Below are 14,729 nucleotides of genomic sequence, written 5' to 3' on the forward strand. Positions count from 1 at the left end.
TGGGTTTGCAGGACCGCGCCGGGAATGGTAAGGCCGCGCCGACAGCACAAGGCGCGAGGGCCCCATGACCGATTCCATCATCCGAGACATCGCCCTGGCCGATTACGGCCGCAAGGAACTGGACATCGCCGAAACCGAGATGCCCGGCCTGATGGCGCTGCGCGCGGAATATGGCGAGGCGAAGCCGCTGAAGGGCGCCCGCATCGCCGGCAGCCTGCACATGACGGTGCAGACCGCCGTGCTGATCGAGACGCTGGTGGCGCTGGGGGCCGAGGTCCGCTGGGCGTCCTGCAACATCTTCTCGACCCAGGACCATGCGGCGGCGGCCATCGCGAAAGCCGGCATCCCGGTCTTTGCCGTCAAGGGCGAGACGCTGCCGGAATACTGGTCCTATACCGACCAGATCTTCCAGTTCGCGGAAGGTCCGGCGAACATGATCCTGGACGATGGCGGCGACGCGACCATGTATGTGCTGCTGGGCGCGCGGGTCGAGGCCGGCGAAACCGGGCTGATCGACGTGCCGACCAGCGAGGAGGAAGAGGCGCTGTTCGCCCAGATCCGCAAGCGGCTGGAAGCCTCGCCCGGCTGGTTCACCAGGCAGCGCGATGCGATCCGGGGCGTCAGCGAGGAAACCACGACCGGCGTGCATCGGCTTTACGACCTGCACAAGAAGGGGCTCTTGCCCTTCCCGGCGATCAACGTGAACGACAGCGTCACCAAGTCGAAATTCGACAACAAGTACGGCTGCAAGGAATCGCTGGTCGACGGCATCCGCCGCGCCACCGACGTGATGATGGCCGGCAAGGTCGCGGTGGTCTGCGGCTATGGCGACGTGGGCAAGGGCTCGGCCGCGTCGCTGCGCGGCGCCGGCGCACGCGTCAAGGTGACCGAGGTCGATCCGATCTGCGCGCTGCAAGCCGCCATGGACGGGTTCGAGGTGGTGCTGCTGGAGGATGTGGTCGCAACCGCCGACATCTTCGTCTCAACCACCGGCAACAAGGACGTGATCCGCATCGAGCACATGCGCGAGATGAAGGACATGGCCATCGTCGGCAATATCGGCCATTTCGACAACGAGATCCAGGTCGCGGCGCTGCGCAACCACAAATGGACCAACGTCAAGGAACAGGTGGACATGATCGAGATGCCCTCGGGCAATCGCATCATCCTGCTGTCCGAAGGCCGGCTGCTGAACCTGGGCAACGCGACCGGGCATCCCAGCTTCGTGATGTCGGCAAGCTTCACCAACCAGGTGCTGGCCCAGATCGAGCTGTGGACCAAGAACGACGAATATGCGCCGGGGGTCTATATCCTGCCCAAGGCGCTGGACGAAAAGGTCGCCCGGCTGCATCTGGACAAGATCGGCGTCAAGCTGACCAAGCTCAGCCGGGAACAGGCCGATTACATCGGCGTGACCCCGGAAGGGCCGTTCAAGGCGGAGCATTACCGTTACTGAGCATTTGCGCGGGTCCCGGGCACCCCGGGGCCTGCGCCGCATAGCGGCAAGGGGGTTGCCAGATGTCAGACGATTGCCTGTTCTGCCGCATCGCACGCGGCGAATTGCCGGCGCACCGGGTCCATGAGGACGACGAGATCCTGGCCTTTCTGGATCTGCATCCCATCCGCCCCGGCCATTGCCTGATCATCCCCAAGCGGCATTATCCCTGGTTCGAGGATCTGCCCGAAGATCTTGCCACCCGGATCACCTCCTGCGCGCAGCGCCTCGCCCGGCAGATGAAGACGATCTACGCGGTCGAGCGGGTGGCGCTGTTCTATACCGGCATCCATGTCGCCCATGCCCATGCGCATGTCGTGCCGATGCATCATGTGCACGACGTCTCGTCCCAGGCCTATCTGCAGGACGGCATCGGCAGCTTTTCGGCGCCGCCGCAACTGCCGGCCGAAGAGGGCGCCCGGATCGCCCAGGCGCTGGCCCCGGCCTTCGCGGGACAGGATGTCGCGCCGTAGGCGCGCAGTTTCAGTTGATATTTGCCCGCCCGGCGCTAGGCTTTCCCTCGGATGACCAATCCGAAGGGGACAGAGCAATGAGCAAGCGCGACGATCTGATCGCCAAATACGCCGCCGACATGAAGGAAAAGCTGGGCGTCACGCCCGACATGGAGTTGCTGACCAAGGTGGTCATCGGCTGCGGGCCTTCGATCTACAATGCCGACGGCGAGACCGTGGCCGGGTCAGACAAGACCGAACTCGAGCGCATCAGGACCAGCTACCTGGTGAAGAAACTGGGCCTGCCGGACGGCCCCGAGCTTTCCGCGGCCATCGACGATGTCGTGGCGAAATACGGCAGCTCGAACCGCAACAAGTATCGCGCGGTGGTTTATTACATGCTCTGCACGCATTTCGGCAAACAGTCGGCCTATGCCTGAAGGCCGTGCTGTGACGCAACGTCACACCGCATTTCGCGACTGATCCCTGCCCGCCGCGCTGCGGGCGGGCGCAAGGCGGGAGCGTCAGCCCAGCATCTGCTTGATCGCCGCGACATGGCCGGCATCGGCCGCACAGGCGTCGCCGGCCAGTGCCGCGGCCTCGTCCAGCAGTGCCTCGGGCGCGACCAGCCGGTCGATCAGGCCCCAGGCCAGCGCCTCTTCGGCGGGGATCTTCTGGCCGGCCATCAGGATCATCCTGGCGCGCGACGGCCCGACCAGCGCGCGCAGCCGCACCGGGTCGCTGGGCTGGGGCAGGAAGCCCAAGCGCATGACCGGATAGAAGATTTTCGCCCCCGGCACCGCCAGCCGCAAATCGCAGGCCAGCACCATGCCCAGCGATCCGCCCGCCGCCGTGCCGTTCAGCGCGGCGATGGTCAGGCAGGGCATCGAGGCGACGCGGGCGGACAGCCGCTCCCATTCCGGGGACAGGGCCAGCCCGGCACGGGCCTCGTCCAGATCGGCCCCGGCGGAAAACACCGCGCCCTCGCCGGTCAGGATCACGGCGCGCAGGCCGGGCTCGGCGGCAAGGACGTCAAAGGCCGCCGTCAGGTCGGCCAGCATGGCGCCGGTCAGCGAGTTCGCCTTGGCCGGGCGCGCAATGGTGATGCGGCCGATTCCGCCGACGAATTCCCTTGCGATCATCATTCCCTCCTTGGACCCGCGCGCTGGCTGTGGCAAAAGCCGGGTTGGTGTTTCTTATGCAATTCTCGCCGAAAAGGTGTTATGAAATGAACCTGCGACTGACAAGCTCTGCCCTGGCGCTTGCCGCGATGACCGCCCCGGCCTTCGCCGACGTGACTTCGGAACAGGTGTGGCAGTCCTGGGTCGATTACTACCAATCGCTTGGCTATACCGTGACCGAGGGCAAGCGCGACAAGGCCGGCGATACGCTGACCCTCAGCGACATCGCCATCAGCGGCGGCGTGCCCGACAGCCAGGTCAGCTTCAGCATCCCCCAGGTCACGCTGAGCGACAGCGGCGACGGCAAGGTCAAGACCGTCTTCGCCGACCAGATGACCGGCGAGGCGCAAGGCACCGATCCCGACGGGGAAAGCTACAGCCTGCCCTTTACCGTGGACATGCCGGGCAACGTCATCGTCACCTCGGGCGCGCCCGAGGACATGACGCATGAGTTCGACTATCCCACGATGGATTTCACCCTGACCACGATCAAGAGCGGCGACAAGGAAACCCCGCTGCCGATCAAGGTCGGCGTGGCGGATTCGACCGGCACCTTCCACATCGTCGCCGGCTCGCCCGCGAAATACGACTATGCGATGAAATCGGGCGCGATCACCTTCTCGGGCGATGTGAGCAGCGAGGAAGGCGGCACCGTCAAGTTCGAGGGCAGCCTCAGCGATCTGGAAACCACCGGCGAGATGGCCGTCCCCGGCGGCACCAAGATCGAAGAGGACATGAACGCCGCGCTGAAGGCCGGGCTTGCCATGAGCGGCGTGCTGAAATCCGGCGCGCTGGTCGCCAACTTCGACTTTGCCGGCACGGACGAGAACGAGCAGCCGACCAGCGGCGCCGGCAAATACGACGGCAAGGGCTTCGAGCTGAGCTATGCGCTGTCGCAGGACGGCATGGCCTATCAGGCGGGCTCGGACGCCGGCAGCTTCGAGTTGACCAGCAGCGACATGCCCTTCCCGATCAACTACGCGATCGAAAGCGGCAGCTTCGACATGCAACTGCCGGTGATGCAGTCCGACGAGGCACAGCCCTTCAAGTTCGCCTATTCGCTGGCCGGCCTGACGCTGGGCGATGCGATCTGGAACCTGTTCGACGCGCAGGGCCAGTTGCCGCGCGACCCGGCCTCGCTGGACATCGACGTGACCGGGCAGATCAAGGTGACCAAGGACATCTTCGACCCGGCCAGCATGGCGCCCGCCGCCGACGAGGCACCCGAGGACGGCAGCGAGGACATGGACGCGGCGGAAGCCTCGCCGCAGCCCTTCGAGCCGGTCGAGGTCGCCATCAACCAGTTCGCGCTGAACGCGCTTGGCGCCAAGGTGAATGCCGAGGGCACGCTGAAGGCACCGGAAAGCGGCGACATGACCACCCCGGTCGGCGAGGTCAACGCCAGCTACGAGGGCGTGAACGGGCTGATCGACAAGCTGGGCGCCATGGGCCTGATCCCCGAGGACCAGATCATGGGCGTGCGCATGATGATGGCCATGTTCGCCAAGCCGGTCGCCGAGGGCGAGGACAAGCTGGAAACCAGGCTCGAGTTCAAGGAAGACGGCTCGATCTTTGCCAACGGCCAGCAGATCAAGTAATCCGTCCGGCGCGGCGCCCGGTGCGCCCTGACGGATCGCATTGCGGGGGCCGGGCGTTGTCGTCGCGGCCCCCGCGCTTATCGAAGGTAAACCGAATGTCCGAATACCATCGACTCGAGGCCCTGGCGCAGCAGCTTCTGGCGGCGGCGCGCAAGGCGGGCGCCGACCAGGCCGATGCCGTGGCGCTGGAAGCCGCCGCCGTCTCGGTGGATGTGCGGGCCGGCCATCTGGAGCATGCCGAGCGCGCCGAGGGGGTCGAGATCGGGCTGCGGGTTCTGGTCGGCGGGCGGCAGGCCTGCGTCTCGGCCTCGGACCGCTCGGCCCGCACCATCGAGGAAATGGCCGCCCGCGCCGTCGCCATGGCGCGCGAGGCGCCGGTGGACGACACGCTGGGCCTGGCCGAGCCCGAGCAACTGGCCCGCGACACCGACAGCGGCCGGCTGGGCCTTTACGATTCCAGCCCCGAGCCCACGCCCGAAGCATTGCAGGATGTGGCCCTGCGGGCCGAGGCGGCGGCGCTGGCAGTCGAGGGCGTCTCGCAGATCGAATCCGCCGGCGCCAGCCATTCTCAGCGGCATATGTGGCTGGCGGCGACGAACGGCTTCTCGGCCGGCTACGGGCGCAGCGGCCACAGCCTGTCCACCGTCGCCATCACCGGCGAGGGGCTGGGGATGGAGCGCGACTGGGCCGGCGAAAGCCGCGTCCATGCCGCCGACATGCCCTCGCCCGAAGAGATCGGCCGGCTGGCCGCCCTTCGCACGGTCGCCCGCCGCGGCGCAAGGAAACCCCCGACCGGCGCCTTTCCGATCCTTTACGACGAGCGCGTCGCCTCGGGGCTGATCGGCCACCTGGTTGCGGCGGTGAACGGCGCCTCGGTCGCGCGCGGCGCCAGCTGGCTGCGCGACGCGCTGGGGGAACAGGTGCTGCCCAAGGGGTTCGACCTGCGCGAGGATCCACACCGGCCGCGCTATGGTTCCTCGCGCCTGTTCGACGGCGAGGGGCTGACGACCGCGCCGCGGCTGATGGTGGCGGATGGCGTCTTGCAAGGCTGGACGCTGGACCTGGCCACCGCCCGCAAGCTGGGCATGGAATCGACCGCCAACGCCATGCGCGGCGCCGGCAGCCCGCCCTCGCCCGGCGTGACCAACCTGGAGCTGACCCCAGGCGAGAAATCGCGCGAGGAGCTGATCCGCGAGATGGGGCGCGGGCTGGTCGTGACCTCGATGCTGGGTGCCTCGATCAACAGCACGACCGGGGATTACTCGCGCGGCGCCGGCGGCTTCTGGGTCGAGAACGGCGAGATCGCCTATGCCGTCAACGAATGCACCATCGCCGGCAACCTGCGCGACATGCTGCTGCGCATGACCGCCGCCAGCGACCTGCCCGACTGGCGGGCAATGCGCGTGCCCAGCCTGCTGGTCGAGGGAATGACCGTTGCCGGCGAGTGACCTTGCCCTGCTGGAACAGGCCGCGCATGAGGCGGGCGAGATCGCGCTGCGATACTGGCGGCGCGATCCCCGGGTCTGGGACAAGGGCAACGGCGCCGGCCCGGTGACCGAGGCCGACCTGGCCGTCAACGCACATCTGGAGCGCCTGCTGCGCACCGCCCGCCCCGATTACGGCTGGCTCAGCGAGGAAAGCGCCGACGATCCGGCCCGGCTTCAGGCCGAGCATTGCTTCATCATCGACCCGATCGACGGCACCCGCGCCTTTATCGACGGGCAGGTCGGCTTTTCCAATGCGCTGGCGATCGCGCGCGGCGACCGGGTGGTCGCGGGCGTGGTGCATCTGCCGGCGCAGCGCACCACCTATGCCGCCTCGGCCGAGGGGCCGGCCCTGCGCGACGGCAAGCCCATCGCACCCTCGGCGCATGGGTTCGAGGGCGCGCATGTGCTGACCGGCAAGCCGAGCCTCGACCCCGTGCATTGGCGCGGCGTGGCGCCGCCGCTCAAGCGCGGCTTCCGCCCCTCGCTGGCCTGGCGGCTGTGCCTGGTGGCGGACGGGCAGTTCGACGCCACGCTGTCCACCCGGCCGGCCTGGGAATGGGACGTGGCGGCGGGCAGCCTGATCGCCGCCCGTGCCGGCTGCGTGGCAAGCGACCTTACCGGCGCGCCGATGCGCTTCAACGCGGCCCGGCCGCTGGCCGACGGGCTGGTGGTGGCACCACCCGCCCTGCACGATCAGTTGCTTGCGGCGATGACCCCGCACAGGCTGCGCGCCGCCAGCCAGCTTGATGCCCCGCCGCGCGGCGGCTAGAAAGGGGAAAAGGCCGGAGCCGCTCTGGTCTAGTCCCGCAGACGACGACAGGGCGCGAACATGAGCCGTCTTCCCCCCGCGACCCGCGACCGGCTGGCCGACGAGATCACCTTCCATCCCGCCACGGCCGAGGCGCGGCTGCTGCGCGAGGCGCTGGGGCGGTTCGCCACCGGCGTCACCGTGGTCACCACCGCCGGACCACAGGGACCGCTGGGCATGACCGTGAACAGCTTTTCCAGCGTCTCGCTGGAGCCGCCGCTGGTGCTGTGGTGCCCGGCCCGCACCTCGGCCCGCCACGCGGCCTTTGCCGAGGCCGGGGCCTGGTCGGTGCATGTCCTGGGCTCGGAGCAGTTGGAGACCTGCCTGCGCTTTACCCGCGGCGGTCGCCAGTTCGAGGGGCTGGACACGGTGCTGACCCCCGAGGGCGTGCCGGTGATCCCGGGCGTGGCGGCGCGTTTCGACTGTGCCGCCCATGCGGCGCACGAAGCGGGCGACCATTCGGTGCTGATCGGGCGGGTGCTGCGCGTGACCGTGGCGGGGCCGGGCGATCATCCGCTGGTCTTTGCCGCCGGCCGCTTCGGCCAGTTCGAGCCGGATGCCGGCTAGGCCGGGCTAGCCGCGCATCAGCCGGCGCAGCATGGCGCGCACGATCAGCCGATGCGCCGGCCCCACCACCAGCATATAGGCCCGGCCAAAACGGTTATGCGTCATCACCGAGGAGGTGATCGCCAGTTCCGCCCCTTGGGTCGAAATGCAGGTCATCACGTCCAGGTGCCGGTCGCGCTCGGTCAGCACCAGCAGGTCGGGCGCGGCATGTTCGACCAAAAAGAAATCCAGGCGCTGACCGGCGCGCACGCTATCGCTGGGCGCCTTGCCCAGCCCGCCGATGCGCCGCACCCCGAACCGCGCCGACACCGCGTCGCGAATGCGAAAGGCCAAGCCCAGCAGGGGCAAGGGCTGGCTGCGAATGCGGTTCCACGCCTCCAGCGGGGTGATCGGCGCGGGCAGCAGCACCGCCTGTCGGTCGAGATAGTTCAGCCGCCCGGGCGGTGCCAGCAGCGGCACCCCTTGGATCTGATCGGTCCGCATTGGCCCTCCGCCGCCGGTATGGGCGCAGTCTAGGCGGGAACGGTGCTGCGGAAAGCCGTCAAACTGTCGCAGCCGGGCTCAGCTGCCCTCCAGCGGCGGCAGCGGCTGCGAGAAAATGTCGTCGATCCGCGGCACCGGCGCGGTGCTGGTGCGGATCGACCGGCCCGGCCCGGACAGCGTGGCGATCTGGCGGGCAAGCTGGGCAATGGCCTGCGACTGCGCGCGGGCGATGGCCGCGGGGTTCTGGTCGGCAAGCGGCACGGAAATGTCGAAGCTGCGCGCCTGGTTGGCGCCGCCCGCCCCCTCGTCCGAGACGAAATAGCGCCCGGTCAGGCGATAAAGCCCGTCGGCCTGCGCCAGCGCCTTTTCGACGCGCACCTCCAGCCGCCGCCGCGGCGGCTCGGCCAGCGGCCAGGGCTCGGCGATCACCGTGGCGCCCGAGAGGTCCGAGATCGCCCGCGCCAGCACCAGGGTAAAGGCCCGCTGCGGATCGTCCGCCCAGAGCTGTTTCGTGTTCGAGCGCACGGCACCGTCCCCGGTCTGCCAGCTGACCTCGCCGCCCGAGGCGTATTCCGGCAAGGACACGTCCTTGAGCTCCGCCGTGCCCAGCCGGTCGGCGACCCGCTCGCCCGTGGCCGGCGGGTCGATCAGGTAGCGCGCGGTCTTTTCGCCGTTCGAGCAGGCGCCGAGCAGGGCGAGACAGGCGGCAGAGGCAAGGATCAGGCGCATCTTATCGTCCCAGGATGAAGGCTTGCGGATTGCGTTCGATGGTCCGCGCAAGGCTGCCGAAGGCATTGGCGGCGCGGCGCATCTCGCGCATCAGGTTGATGGTCTCGTTGTTGAAGCTGGAGCGGTCGCCATAGGCGGCGATCACCGCATCGGCCCGTGCCGCCAGCGCCTCGAGCCGCGCGGAAAGCTGCGGCAGGCGCTTCGCCGCATCCGAGACATCCTGCGCCGCGGTGCTGGCCGAGGCGAGCGCGTTGTTGAGGCTGCCCGCCGCATTGCCGTCGCGCAGGTCGTTGAGCAGGCCGGAGGCGGATTTCAGCGTCTCGGACAGGTTCCTGGGCAGTTGCTCGGCATCCTCGGTGCCCAGAAGCGCACGCACATCCCTGAGGATGCCCTCGGCCTCGGTGCCGATGGCGGCGTAATCCACCGCCTCGATCTTGACCGCGGCGGCATCGATCTGGTCGACCATCGCCGGCACGTCGGCGGCGGCAAGCTTGACCGCCTCGGCGGCGGCTGCGGCCTCGTCCACCATACGGCGCAACTGCCCCACGGCACCGGATTCGCGCAGCTCGGTAGTGACCTGGCGGATCTCGCCGGCAGCGGCCTGCGCATCCTCCAGCGTGCCGCGCAGGGCGCCGGGGATGGCGCGGGTGTCCTCGCTGCTGGCGATGGCGGTGACGCTGTTCATCATGTCGGTGACGGATTTCAGCGCTTCCTCGATGGGCAGGTTGCCGACGCGGGTCAGGAAGCCCTGCGCGGTCTCGCTGAAATCGGAAATGTCGCCGGGAACCGAGGGGATGATCGGATGGGGCCTGCCCTCGCGGTCCAGCTCGGCCGGTTCGGCATCGGGCAACTCGACCAGCTCGACCTGAAGCGAGGTGCCGAAGAAGCCGGCGCTGGCCAGGCGGGCGCGCAGGCCGCCCCGGACCTGGCCGGCCATGAAGTCCAGCGCCTGCTCCGGCGTCACGTCGCCGGACAGGCCCAACCGCTCGGGCGTAAGGGCCAGCGTCACTTCCTGCTCGACCCGGTCCTGGTCGTCCACATCCTGGACGATACGCGCGGCGAGCCTGGTGACGCGCCCGACGGTCAGGCCCATGAACTGCACGTCGGCGCCGGTCTCCAGCCCCTTCACCGACTCGTCGATCAGCATGGTCAGGCGCAGCGCCCTGCTTTCGTCGGCAAACAGGTTCGCCTCGGCCGCGCTGCGGTCGGGTTGCAGGGAAAAGACGTGCCCGTTCTCGACCGGCGCCCCGCCCGAGGTCAGCGTGGCGAATTCCGCGCCGCCCTGAAGCACCGAGGCCAGCGAGTTCACGTTCAGCGAAACCCCCTGCGCGCCCAGCGAGACCGAAAAGCCCGAAGTGTCCCAGAACACCGTGTTCGTGGTCAGCAACTCGTCATAGGGCGCGGCGATGAAGACGTCGGTCAGTACGCCCTCGTCGGTTTCGGAAAGCCGCAGGTTCTGCATCCGCCCCACCGGCAGGCCACGGAACAGCACCGGCGCGCCCTCGGTCATGCCGCGCGAGCGTTCGGCCGCCAGCACGATCCAGGTGCCCTTCTCGCCGAAACTCGTCAGCGGCGGCTTGTCGAGGCCCTGGAACCTGGTCTGCGGACCGTCCACCTGGTTGTCCCAGTAACCCTCGACGAAAGAGCCGGTCAGAACGGTATCCAGCCGCGAGATGCCCTGGGCCGAAACCTGCGGCCGCACGATCCAGAACTGCGCATCCTTGTCGATATAGGGCGCAAGGTCCTTGTCCACGCGCATGTTCACCTCGACCTGTTGCAGATCCTCGGTGAAGCGGACCGATTCCACCTTGCCCACGGTGATCTCGCGGAATTTCAGCGCCGTCTCTCCGGGCGTGATGCCGGTCGCGTCCTTGAAGGCGACCGAGATCAGCGTGCCACGGCTGGCGATGGCGTTCCAGCCCACGCCCAACGTCACGATCAGCGCCACGATGGGCACCAGCCAGATCAGCGGCAGCCCGGCCCGCACGGCGCGGGCCGCAGGCTTGCGGGCGGGTTCTGCGGGTTTCAGGGGGGCGTCGCTGCGCTCGGGCGAGGGCCTGTCGGTCATTCGTGGTCCTTGCGGCTGCGCAGCGGAAGGCCGCGCCAGATCAATCTCGGATCGAAGCTTTGCGCGGAAAGCATGGTGAAGGCAACCGACAGCGCAAAGGACACCGCGGCAGGCCCCGGATGGATCGAGGCGACGAAGCCCAGCTGCACCAGCGCCGACAGGATCGCCACGATGAACACGTCGATCATCGACCAGCGGCCGATGAACTCGACCACTTCGTAAAGATGCAGGCGCTTATGCGCGGCCCGGACGGTCGCAGGGCGCCCCGCGACCAGCGCCAGCCAGCTGATGGCGATGAACTTGCCGATCGGCACCACGATCGAGGCCAGGAAGACGATCGCCGCGACGCCGTAATTGCCATAGTGCATCAGCTCGACCACGCCGCCGAGGATGGTGGATTCGCTGTTGCCGCGCAGCCCGCCGAAGGTCGAGGTCTTGAGCATCGGAAACAGGTTCGCCGGGATATAGAAGACGAACCCCGCCGCCAGCCAGGCCCAGACCGCGTTCAGGCAGCGCCGGTCGGGCGGCACCAGCGCGCCGCCGCAGCGGCGGCATGTGGTTTCGGATTCGGGCCAGACCCGGCCGCAGCTGCGGCAGCCGACCAGCCCGGCGCGATGCGCGGTCAGCACCGGCGCCGGGGCTTGGGGCGCGCTCATGCCCGCGTCTCCGGCACGATCTCGCGCCCATCGGTGGCCATCCCGGCATCCTCGATGGCGTCCCAGATCGTGGTGGCGCTGGTAAAGGCGTTGCTGGCGGCGTTGACCAGGATCAGCCCGCAAAAGGCCCAGAATGCCGGGCCCAGGCTGATATTCGCCAAACCCGCCACCTTGACCAGCGCGATGGCGGTGCCGATGACGAATATCTCGGCCATGGACCAGGGCCGTAGCGCCTCGGACAGGCGAAAGGCCGGGACGGCATGAGCATAGGGCGCCCGGTTCCGCGACAGGGGCAGCAGCGTATAGACCAGCAGCACCGCCCGCAGCACCGGCAGGCCGACGATCATGCCCAGAACCGCCACGGTCAGCGGCATCAGGGCCCCGTGCGAAAAGGCCAGCGCCACCCCGAAAAGCGAAGTTTCGTTGCCGAACCCCATGCGCGAGATCTCCAGGAAGGGAAAGAACACCGCCCCCACCATCAGCACCAGCGAGGCAAGGGACAGCGCGATGATCCGGGTAAAGGCGCCGGCGCGGGGGCTGGCCAGAACGGTGTTGCAGCGCACGCAGCGGGCGGTTTCGCCCGGTTCCAGCTCGCGCTCGACATGCAACGCGTCGCAGCGCGGACAGGCGATCAGCCCCGCGCCGGTGGACAGGTCATATTCGCCCTCGGTCTGCATCGGGGCAGAATATAGGGGCGCGGGGCCGGCGCAAGATGCCACGGCGGCGGCCGATTCGTCGGCCTTGGACGATTCCGCACGGCTCCGGCCGGCGGCTACTTCATCGCGCACGGCGATGCCGGCCGGAGATGGGATTGATATCCCTTCATAAAAACTCCGCCTGACAGGAGCACCCAAGGGAAATAGCCGGCATTTGAGCCATTAACTGGAATTTCACCGCCCCGCACCTGACCTTGCGTGCAGGCAGCGAAAGGAATGGCTCATGGCCGGGAACGGCGGCAGCGCCCCGATCACCATCAAGAAGGTTCAGGGCGGGGGCGACGCCGGCCATCACGGCGGCGCCTGGAAGGTTGCCTATGCCGATTTCGTGACTGCGATGATGGCCTTTTTCCTGCTCATGTGGCTGTTGAACGCAACCACCGAAAAGCAGCGACAGGGGCTGGCGGATTATTTCAACCCGACGCTGATCCAATCGACCCGCAGCGGCCATGACGGTCCCTTCGGGGGCGAGGTGCAGGATGCCGAGACCAATTCCGGCAAGGGTGCCGGCGCCTCGCGCGACAGTTTGGCCGCCCGCACCCAGGACGGGCGTGATACCGGCTTCGAGGACATGGCTCGCCACATCCAGGACCAGTTGACGGGCAGCGGCGCGGAATCCCTGCAAAAGGTCAACCTGCTGCGCCACGTCGTGACCCGCATGACGGACGAAGGGCTGGTCATCGAACTGACCGACCTGATGGACGAGCCGCTTTTCGTCGGGGACAGCGCCCAGCCAACCCCCGCCATGAAGGAATTGGCCGGTATTCTCTCGGGCGTGCTGGGGCGCGTCAGGAACGAGATCGCCCTGACCGGCCATGTCCGCGCCTACCCCGAGATGCTGATCCAATCCCCGGTCTGGGCGCTGTCCGACGCCCGTGCCCATGCCCTGCGCAACCTGCTGGAGGGCGCGGGTTTCGACACCACGCGTATCCAGCGCGTCACCGCATTCGCCGACAGGCGCAACCGATCGGTCAACCCAATGGACCCGGACAACAACAGGATCGAAGTGATTTTACTGAGATGACCCGCCGCGGCAGGGCGCCGTTAGCGGCATGTTAACCCCCGGTCGCCAAACTTCACGCGAAACGACTCACACAGGGGTGACAATAAAATGTCGATCTCATCTGCCCTCAGCGCCGGGGTGTCCGGGCTCGCCGCCAATTCGACGCGCCTGGCCACCATCTCCGACAATATCGCGAACTCCGGCACCTATGGCTACAAGCGGGTGGACACCAGTTTTGAAAGCATGGTGATCAACCAGGGCCGCGGCGGCGGGCTTTATACCGCCAACGGGGTCCGCGCCGCCACCAGCCGGATAGTCGATGAGCGCGGCAACCTGGTTCCCACCTCGCATCCGCTGGACATTGCGATTTCAGGGCGGGGGATGCTTCCGGTCATATATTCCGCATCCCTGGATTCAGGGACGGCCACGTCAAGCGACCTGGTGATGACCAGAACCGGCTCGTTTCGCACCGACGACCAGGGCTACCTGCGCACCGATTCCGGTCTGGTGCTGATGGGCTGGCCGGCCAACTCCGACGGCACGATTCCCAGCCAACCGCGAGATTCCACGACCGGCCTGCAGCCGATCATGATCAGTCCCAGCCAAACCGCGGCAGACCCGACGACCCGGATCAACCTGCGCGTGAACCTGCCCGCCGGCGAAGCGGTCGGCGGTGCCACCGGCACCGAACGCGAGATGGAGGTCGAATATTTCGGCAATCTCGGCAATTCCGAAAGAATGACCGTCACCTTCAGGCCGGACATCACCGGCGCTGCCGGGGCTCAGACGAATCGCTGGACGATGGAAATCCGCGACTCGGCGATCATCAACGATCCGGCCACGCCCGCCGACGAATCCCTGATTGGCATCTATACGCTGGAATTCGACAACAGCCAGGCCGGCGGCGGCACCCTTGCGAATGTCACGACGGCGGCCGGTGGCGCCTATAGCGCGGCAACAGGCCTGCTGACGGTTCCCGGCGCGAACGGCCCCATGACCATCAATCTGGGCCGATATGGCGACAACCAGGGGATCACGCAGCTCAGCGCCAGCTTTTCCCCCACCAATGTCAGCAAGAACGGCTCACCCGTCGGCAACCTGACCGCGCTTGAGATCGACGAGAACGGCTATCTCCAGGCCACCTACGACACGGGCTTCACACGGACCCTGTATCAGGTGCCGCTGGTGGATGTTCCCAATCCGAACGGCCTGATCGCAATGGACAACCAGACCTACAAGATCTCGCCCCGATCCGGCGCGTTCTATCTCTGGAATGCCGGCGATGGTCCCACCGGAGCCGTCGCGGGCTATGCACGCGAAGCATCGACGACCGATGTCGCGGCCGAGCTGACCGACCTCATCCAGACCCAGCGCGCCTATACGTCAAACGCCAAGGTCATCCAGACCGTCGATGAGATGCTGCAGGAAACGGCCAATCTCAAACGCTGACCTTGATCGGGGCTGATCCAGACCGCACCCCGCGCCC

The 14,729-nt window shown here is 67.6% G+C and carries 15 protein-coding genes; 9 read left to right on the plus strand and 6 right to left on the minus strand.

The features are described from left to right. The first annotated feature begins 64 nt into the window (after positions 1 to 64). From ahcY to QPR87_RS06850, 3 genes are all read left to right on the plus strand, one after another. Positions 65 to 1,456 carry an adenosylhomocysteinase gene (gene ahcY, locus QPR87_RS06840; protein WP_011748962.1) on the plus strand — a complete coding sequence of 464 codons (1,392 nt, stop codon included), beginning with the start codon at positions 65 to 67 and terminating at the stop codon, positions 1,454 to 1,456. Between the two features lie 62 nt (positions 1,457 to 1,518). Further along, the gene (locus QPR87_RS06845; protein WP_104493846.1) at positions 1,519 to 1,968 is read left to right on the plus strand and encodes an HIT family protein; all 450 of its coding nucleotides are present in this window, start codon (positions 1,519 to 1,521) and stop codon (positions 1,966 to 1,968) included. Positions 1,969 to 2,045: 77 nt separating this feature from the next. Beyond that, positions 2,046 to 2,387, plus strand: coding sequence for a DUF2853 family protein (locus QPR87_RS06850; protein ID WP_011748964.1), 342 nt, complete (start codon positions 2,046 to 2,048; stop codon positions 2,385 to 2,387). Positions 2,388 to 2,471: 84 nt separating this feature from the next. Here the strand turns inward: QPR87_RS06850 and QPR87_RS06855 are convergent, their stop codons facing one another. Then, complete coding sequence (locus tag QPR87_RS06855) at positions 2,472 to 3,089, minus strand: enoyl-CoA hydratase/isomerase family protein (RefSeq protein ID WP_285048849.1); 618 nt, start codon at positions 3,087 to 3,089, stop codon at positions 2,472 to 2,474. A gap of 86 nt (positions 3,090 to 3,175) precedes the next feature. Between QPR87_RS06855 and QPR87_RS06860 the strand changes: the two genes are divergently transcribed. The 4 genes from QPR87_RS06860 to ferA all read left to right on the plus strand — a co-directional run bounded on the left by QPR87_RS06860 (position 3,176) and on the right by ferA (position 7,588). Beyond that, the gene (locus QPR87_RS06860; protein ID WP_230999553.1) at positions 3,176 to 4,726 is read left to right on the plus strand and encodes a DUF2125 domain-containing protein; all 1,551 of its coding nucleotides are present in this window, start codon (positions 3,176 to 3,178) and stop codon (positions 4,724 to 4,726) included. Between the two features lie 95 nt (positions 4,727 to 4,821). Continuing rightward, positions 4,822 to 6,174, plus strand: coding sequence for a TldD/PmbA family protein (locus QPR87_RS06865; protein ID WP_285048852.1), 1,353 nt, complete (start codon positions 4,822 to 4,824; stop codon positions 6,172 to 6,174). Beyond that, complete coding sequence (locus tag QPR87_RS06870) at positions 6,161 to 6,982, plus strand: 3'(2'),5'-bisphosphate nucleotidase CysQ (RefSeq protein ID WP_104493843.1); 822 nt, start codon at positions 6,161 to 6,163, stop codon at positions 6,980 to 6,982. The genes QPR87_RS06865 and QPR87_RS06870 overlap by 14 nt, the downstream gene beginning before the upstream one ends. Before the next feature lie 60 nt (positions 6,983 to 7,042). Next, complete coding sequence (ferA, locus tag QPR87_RS06875) at positions 7,043 to 7,588, plus strand: flavin reductase FerA (RefSeq protein ID WP_011748969.1); 546 nt, start codon at positions 7,043 to 7,045, stop codon at positions 7,586 to 7,588. 6 nt (positions 7,589 to 7,594) lie between these two features. Here ferA and QPR87_RS06880 read toward each other — a convergent pair whose 3' ends face one another. From QPR87_RS06880 to QPR87_RS06900, 5 genes are all read right to left on the minus strand, one after another. After that, a complete protein-coding gene (locus tag QPR87_RS06880; RefSeq protein ID WP_230999554.1) occupies positions 7,595 to 8,071 on the minus strand; it encodes a DUF2867 domain-containing protein in 477 nt (158 codons plus the stop codon). Between the two features lie 78 nt (positions 8,072 to 8,149). Next, positions 8,150 to 8,800, minus strand: a complete 651-nt coding sequence (locus QPR87_RS06885) for a PqiC family protein (RefSeq protein ID WP_104493842.1) — start codon at positions 8,798 to 8,800, stop codon at positions 8,150 to 8,152. Position 8,801: 1 nt separating this feature from the next. Continuing rightward, complete coding sequence (locus QPR87_RS06890; protein ID WP_285048855.1) at positions 8,802 to 10,868, minus strand: PqiB family protein; 2,067 nt, start codon at positions 10,866 to 10,868, stop codon at positions 8,802 to 8,804. Next, a complete protein-coding gene (locus tag QPR87_RS06895; RefSeq protein WP_011748973.1) occupies positions 10,865 to 11,524 on the minus strand; it encodes a paraquat-inducible protein A in 660 nt (219 codons plus the stop codon). The genes QPR87_RS06890 and QPR87_RS06895 overlap by 4 nt, the downstream gene beginning before the upstream one ends. After that, positions 11,521 to 12,201, minus strand: coding sequence for a paraquat-inducible protein A (locus QPR87_RS06900; protein ID WP_011748974.1), 681 nt, complete (start codon positions 12,199 to 12,201; stop codon positions 11,521 to 11,523). The genes QPR87_RS06895 and QPR87_RS06900 overlap by 4 nt, the downstream gene beginning before the upstream one ends. Positions 12,202 to 12,463: 262 nt before the next feature. Here QPR87_RS06900 and QPR87_RS06905 point away from each other — a divergent pair, with 262 nt between their 5' ends. Continuing rightward, on the plus strand, positions 12,464 to 13,264 hold the full coding sequence (locus tag QPR87_RS06905; RefSeq protein ID WP_285048858.1) for a flagellar motor protein MotB: 801 nt from the start codon (positions 12,464 to 12,466) through the stop codon (positions 13,262 to 13,264). A gap of 87 nt (positions 13,265 to 13,351) precedes the next feature. Continuing rightward, entirely contained in the window at positions 13,352 to 14,692 is a 1,341-nt protein-coding gene (locus QPR87_RS06910) for a flagellar hook protein FlgE (protein WP_011748976.1), read from the plus strand. The last annotated feature ends 37 nt before the right edge of the window (positions 14,693 to 14,729 follow it).

It is taken from the genome of Paracoccus sp. SSJ, from assembly GCF_030234105.1.
In the GTDB taxonomy this organism is placed as follows: domain Bacteria; phylum Pseudomonadota; class Alphaproteobacteria; order Rhodobacterales; family Rhodobacteraceae; genus Paracoccus; species Paracoccus denitrificans.

What these genes read in the sequence shown, in the direction of transcription:
- ahcY (WP_011748962.1), top strand. Translation starts at nt 65, where the DNA reads ATGACCGATTCCATCATCCGAGACATCGCCCTGGCCGATTACGGCCGC.
- QPR87_RS06845 (WP_104493846.1), top strand. Translation starts at nt 1,519, where the DNA reads ATGTCAGACGATTGCCTGTTCTGCCGCATCGCACGCGGCGAATTGCCG.
- QPR87_RS06850 (WP_011748964.1), top strand. Translation starts at nt 2,046, where the DNA reads ATGAGCAAGCGCGACGATCTGATCGCCAAATACGCCGCCGACATGAAG.
- QPR87_RS06855 (WP_285048849.1), bottom strand. Translation starts at nt 3,089, where the DNA reads ATGATCGCAAGGGAATTCGTCGGCGGAATCGGCCGCATCACCATTGCG.
- QPR87_RS06860 (WP_230999553.1), top strand. Translation starts at nt 3,176, where the DNA reads ATGAACCTGCGACTGACAAGCTCTGCCCTGGCGCTTGCCGCGATGACC.
- QPR87_RS06865 (WP_285048852.1), top strand. Translation starts at nt 4,822, where the DNA reads ATGTCCGAATACCATCGACTCGAGGCCCTGGCGCAGCAGCTTCTGGCG.
- ferA (WP_011748969.1), top strand. Translation starts at nt 7,043, where the DNA reads ATGAGCCGTCTTCCCCCCGCGACCCGCGACCGGCTGGCCGACGAGATC.
- QPR87_RS06880 (WP_230999554.1), bottom strand. Translation starts at nt 8,071, where the DNA reads ATGCGGACCGATCAGATCCAAGGGGTGCCGCTGCTGGCACCGCCCGGG.
- QPR87_RS06885 (WP_104493842.1), bottom strand. Translation starts at nt 8,800, where the DNA reads ATGCGCCTGATCCTTGCCTCTGCCGCCTGTCTCGCCCTGCTCGGCGCC.
- QPR87_RS06890 (WP_285048855.1), bottom strand. Translation starts at nt 10,868, where the DNA reads ATGACCGACAGGCCCTCGCCCGAGCGCAGCGACGCCCCCCTGAAACCC.
- QPR87_RS06895 (WP_011748973.1), bottom strand. Translation starts at nt 11,524, where the DNA reads ATGAGCGCGCCCCAAGCCCCGGCGCCGGTGCTGACCGCGCATCGCGCC.
- QPR87_RS06900 (WP_011748974.1), bottom strand. Translation starts at nt 12,201, where the DNA reads ATGCAGACCGAGGGCGAATATGACCTGTCCACCGGCGCGGGGCTGATC.
- QPR87_RS06905 (WP_285048858.1), top strand. Translation starts at nt 12,464, where the DNA reads ATGGCCGGGAACGGCGGCAGCGCCCCGATCACCATCAAGAAGGTTCAG.
- QPR87_RS06910 (WP_011748976.1), top strand. Translation starts at nt 13,352, where the DNA reads ATGTCGATCTCATCTGCCCTCAGCGCCGGGGTGTCCGGGCTCGCCGCC.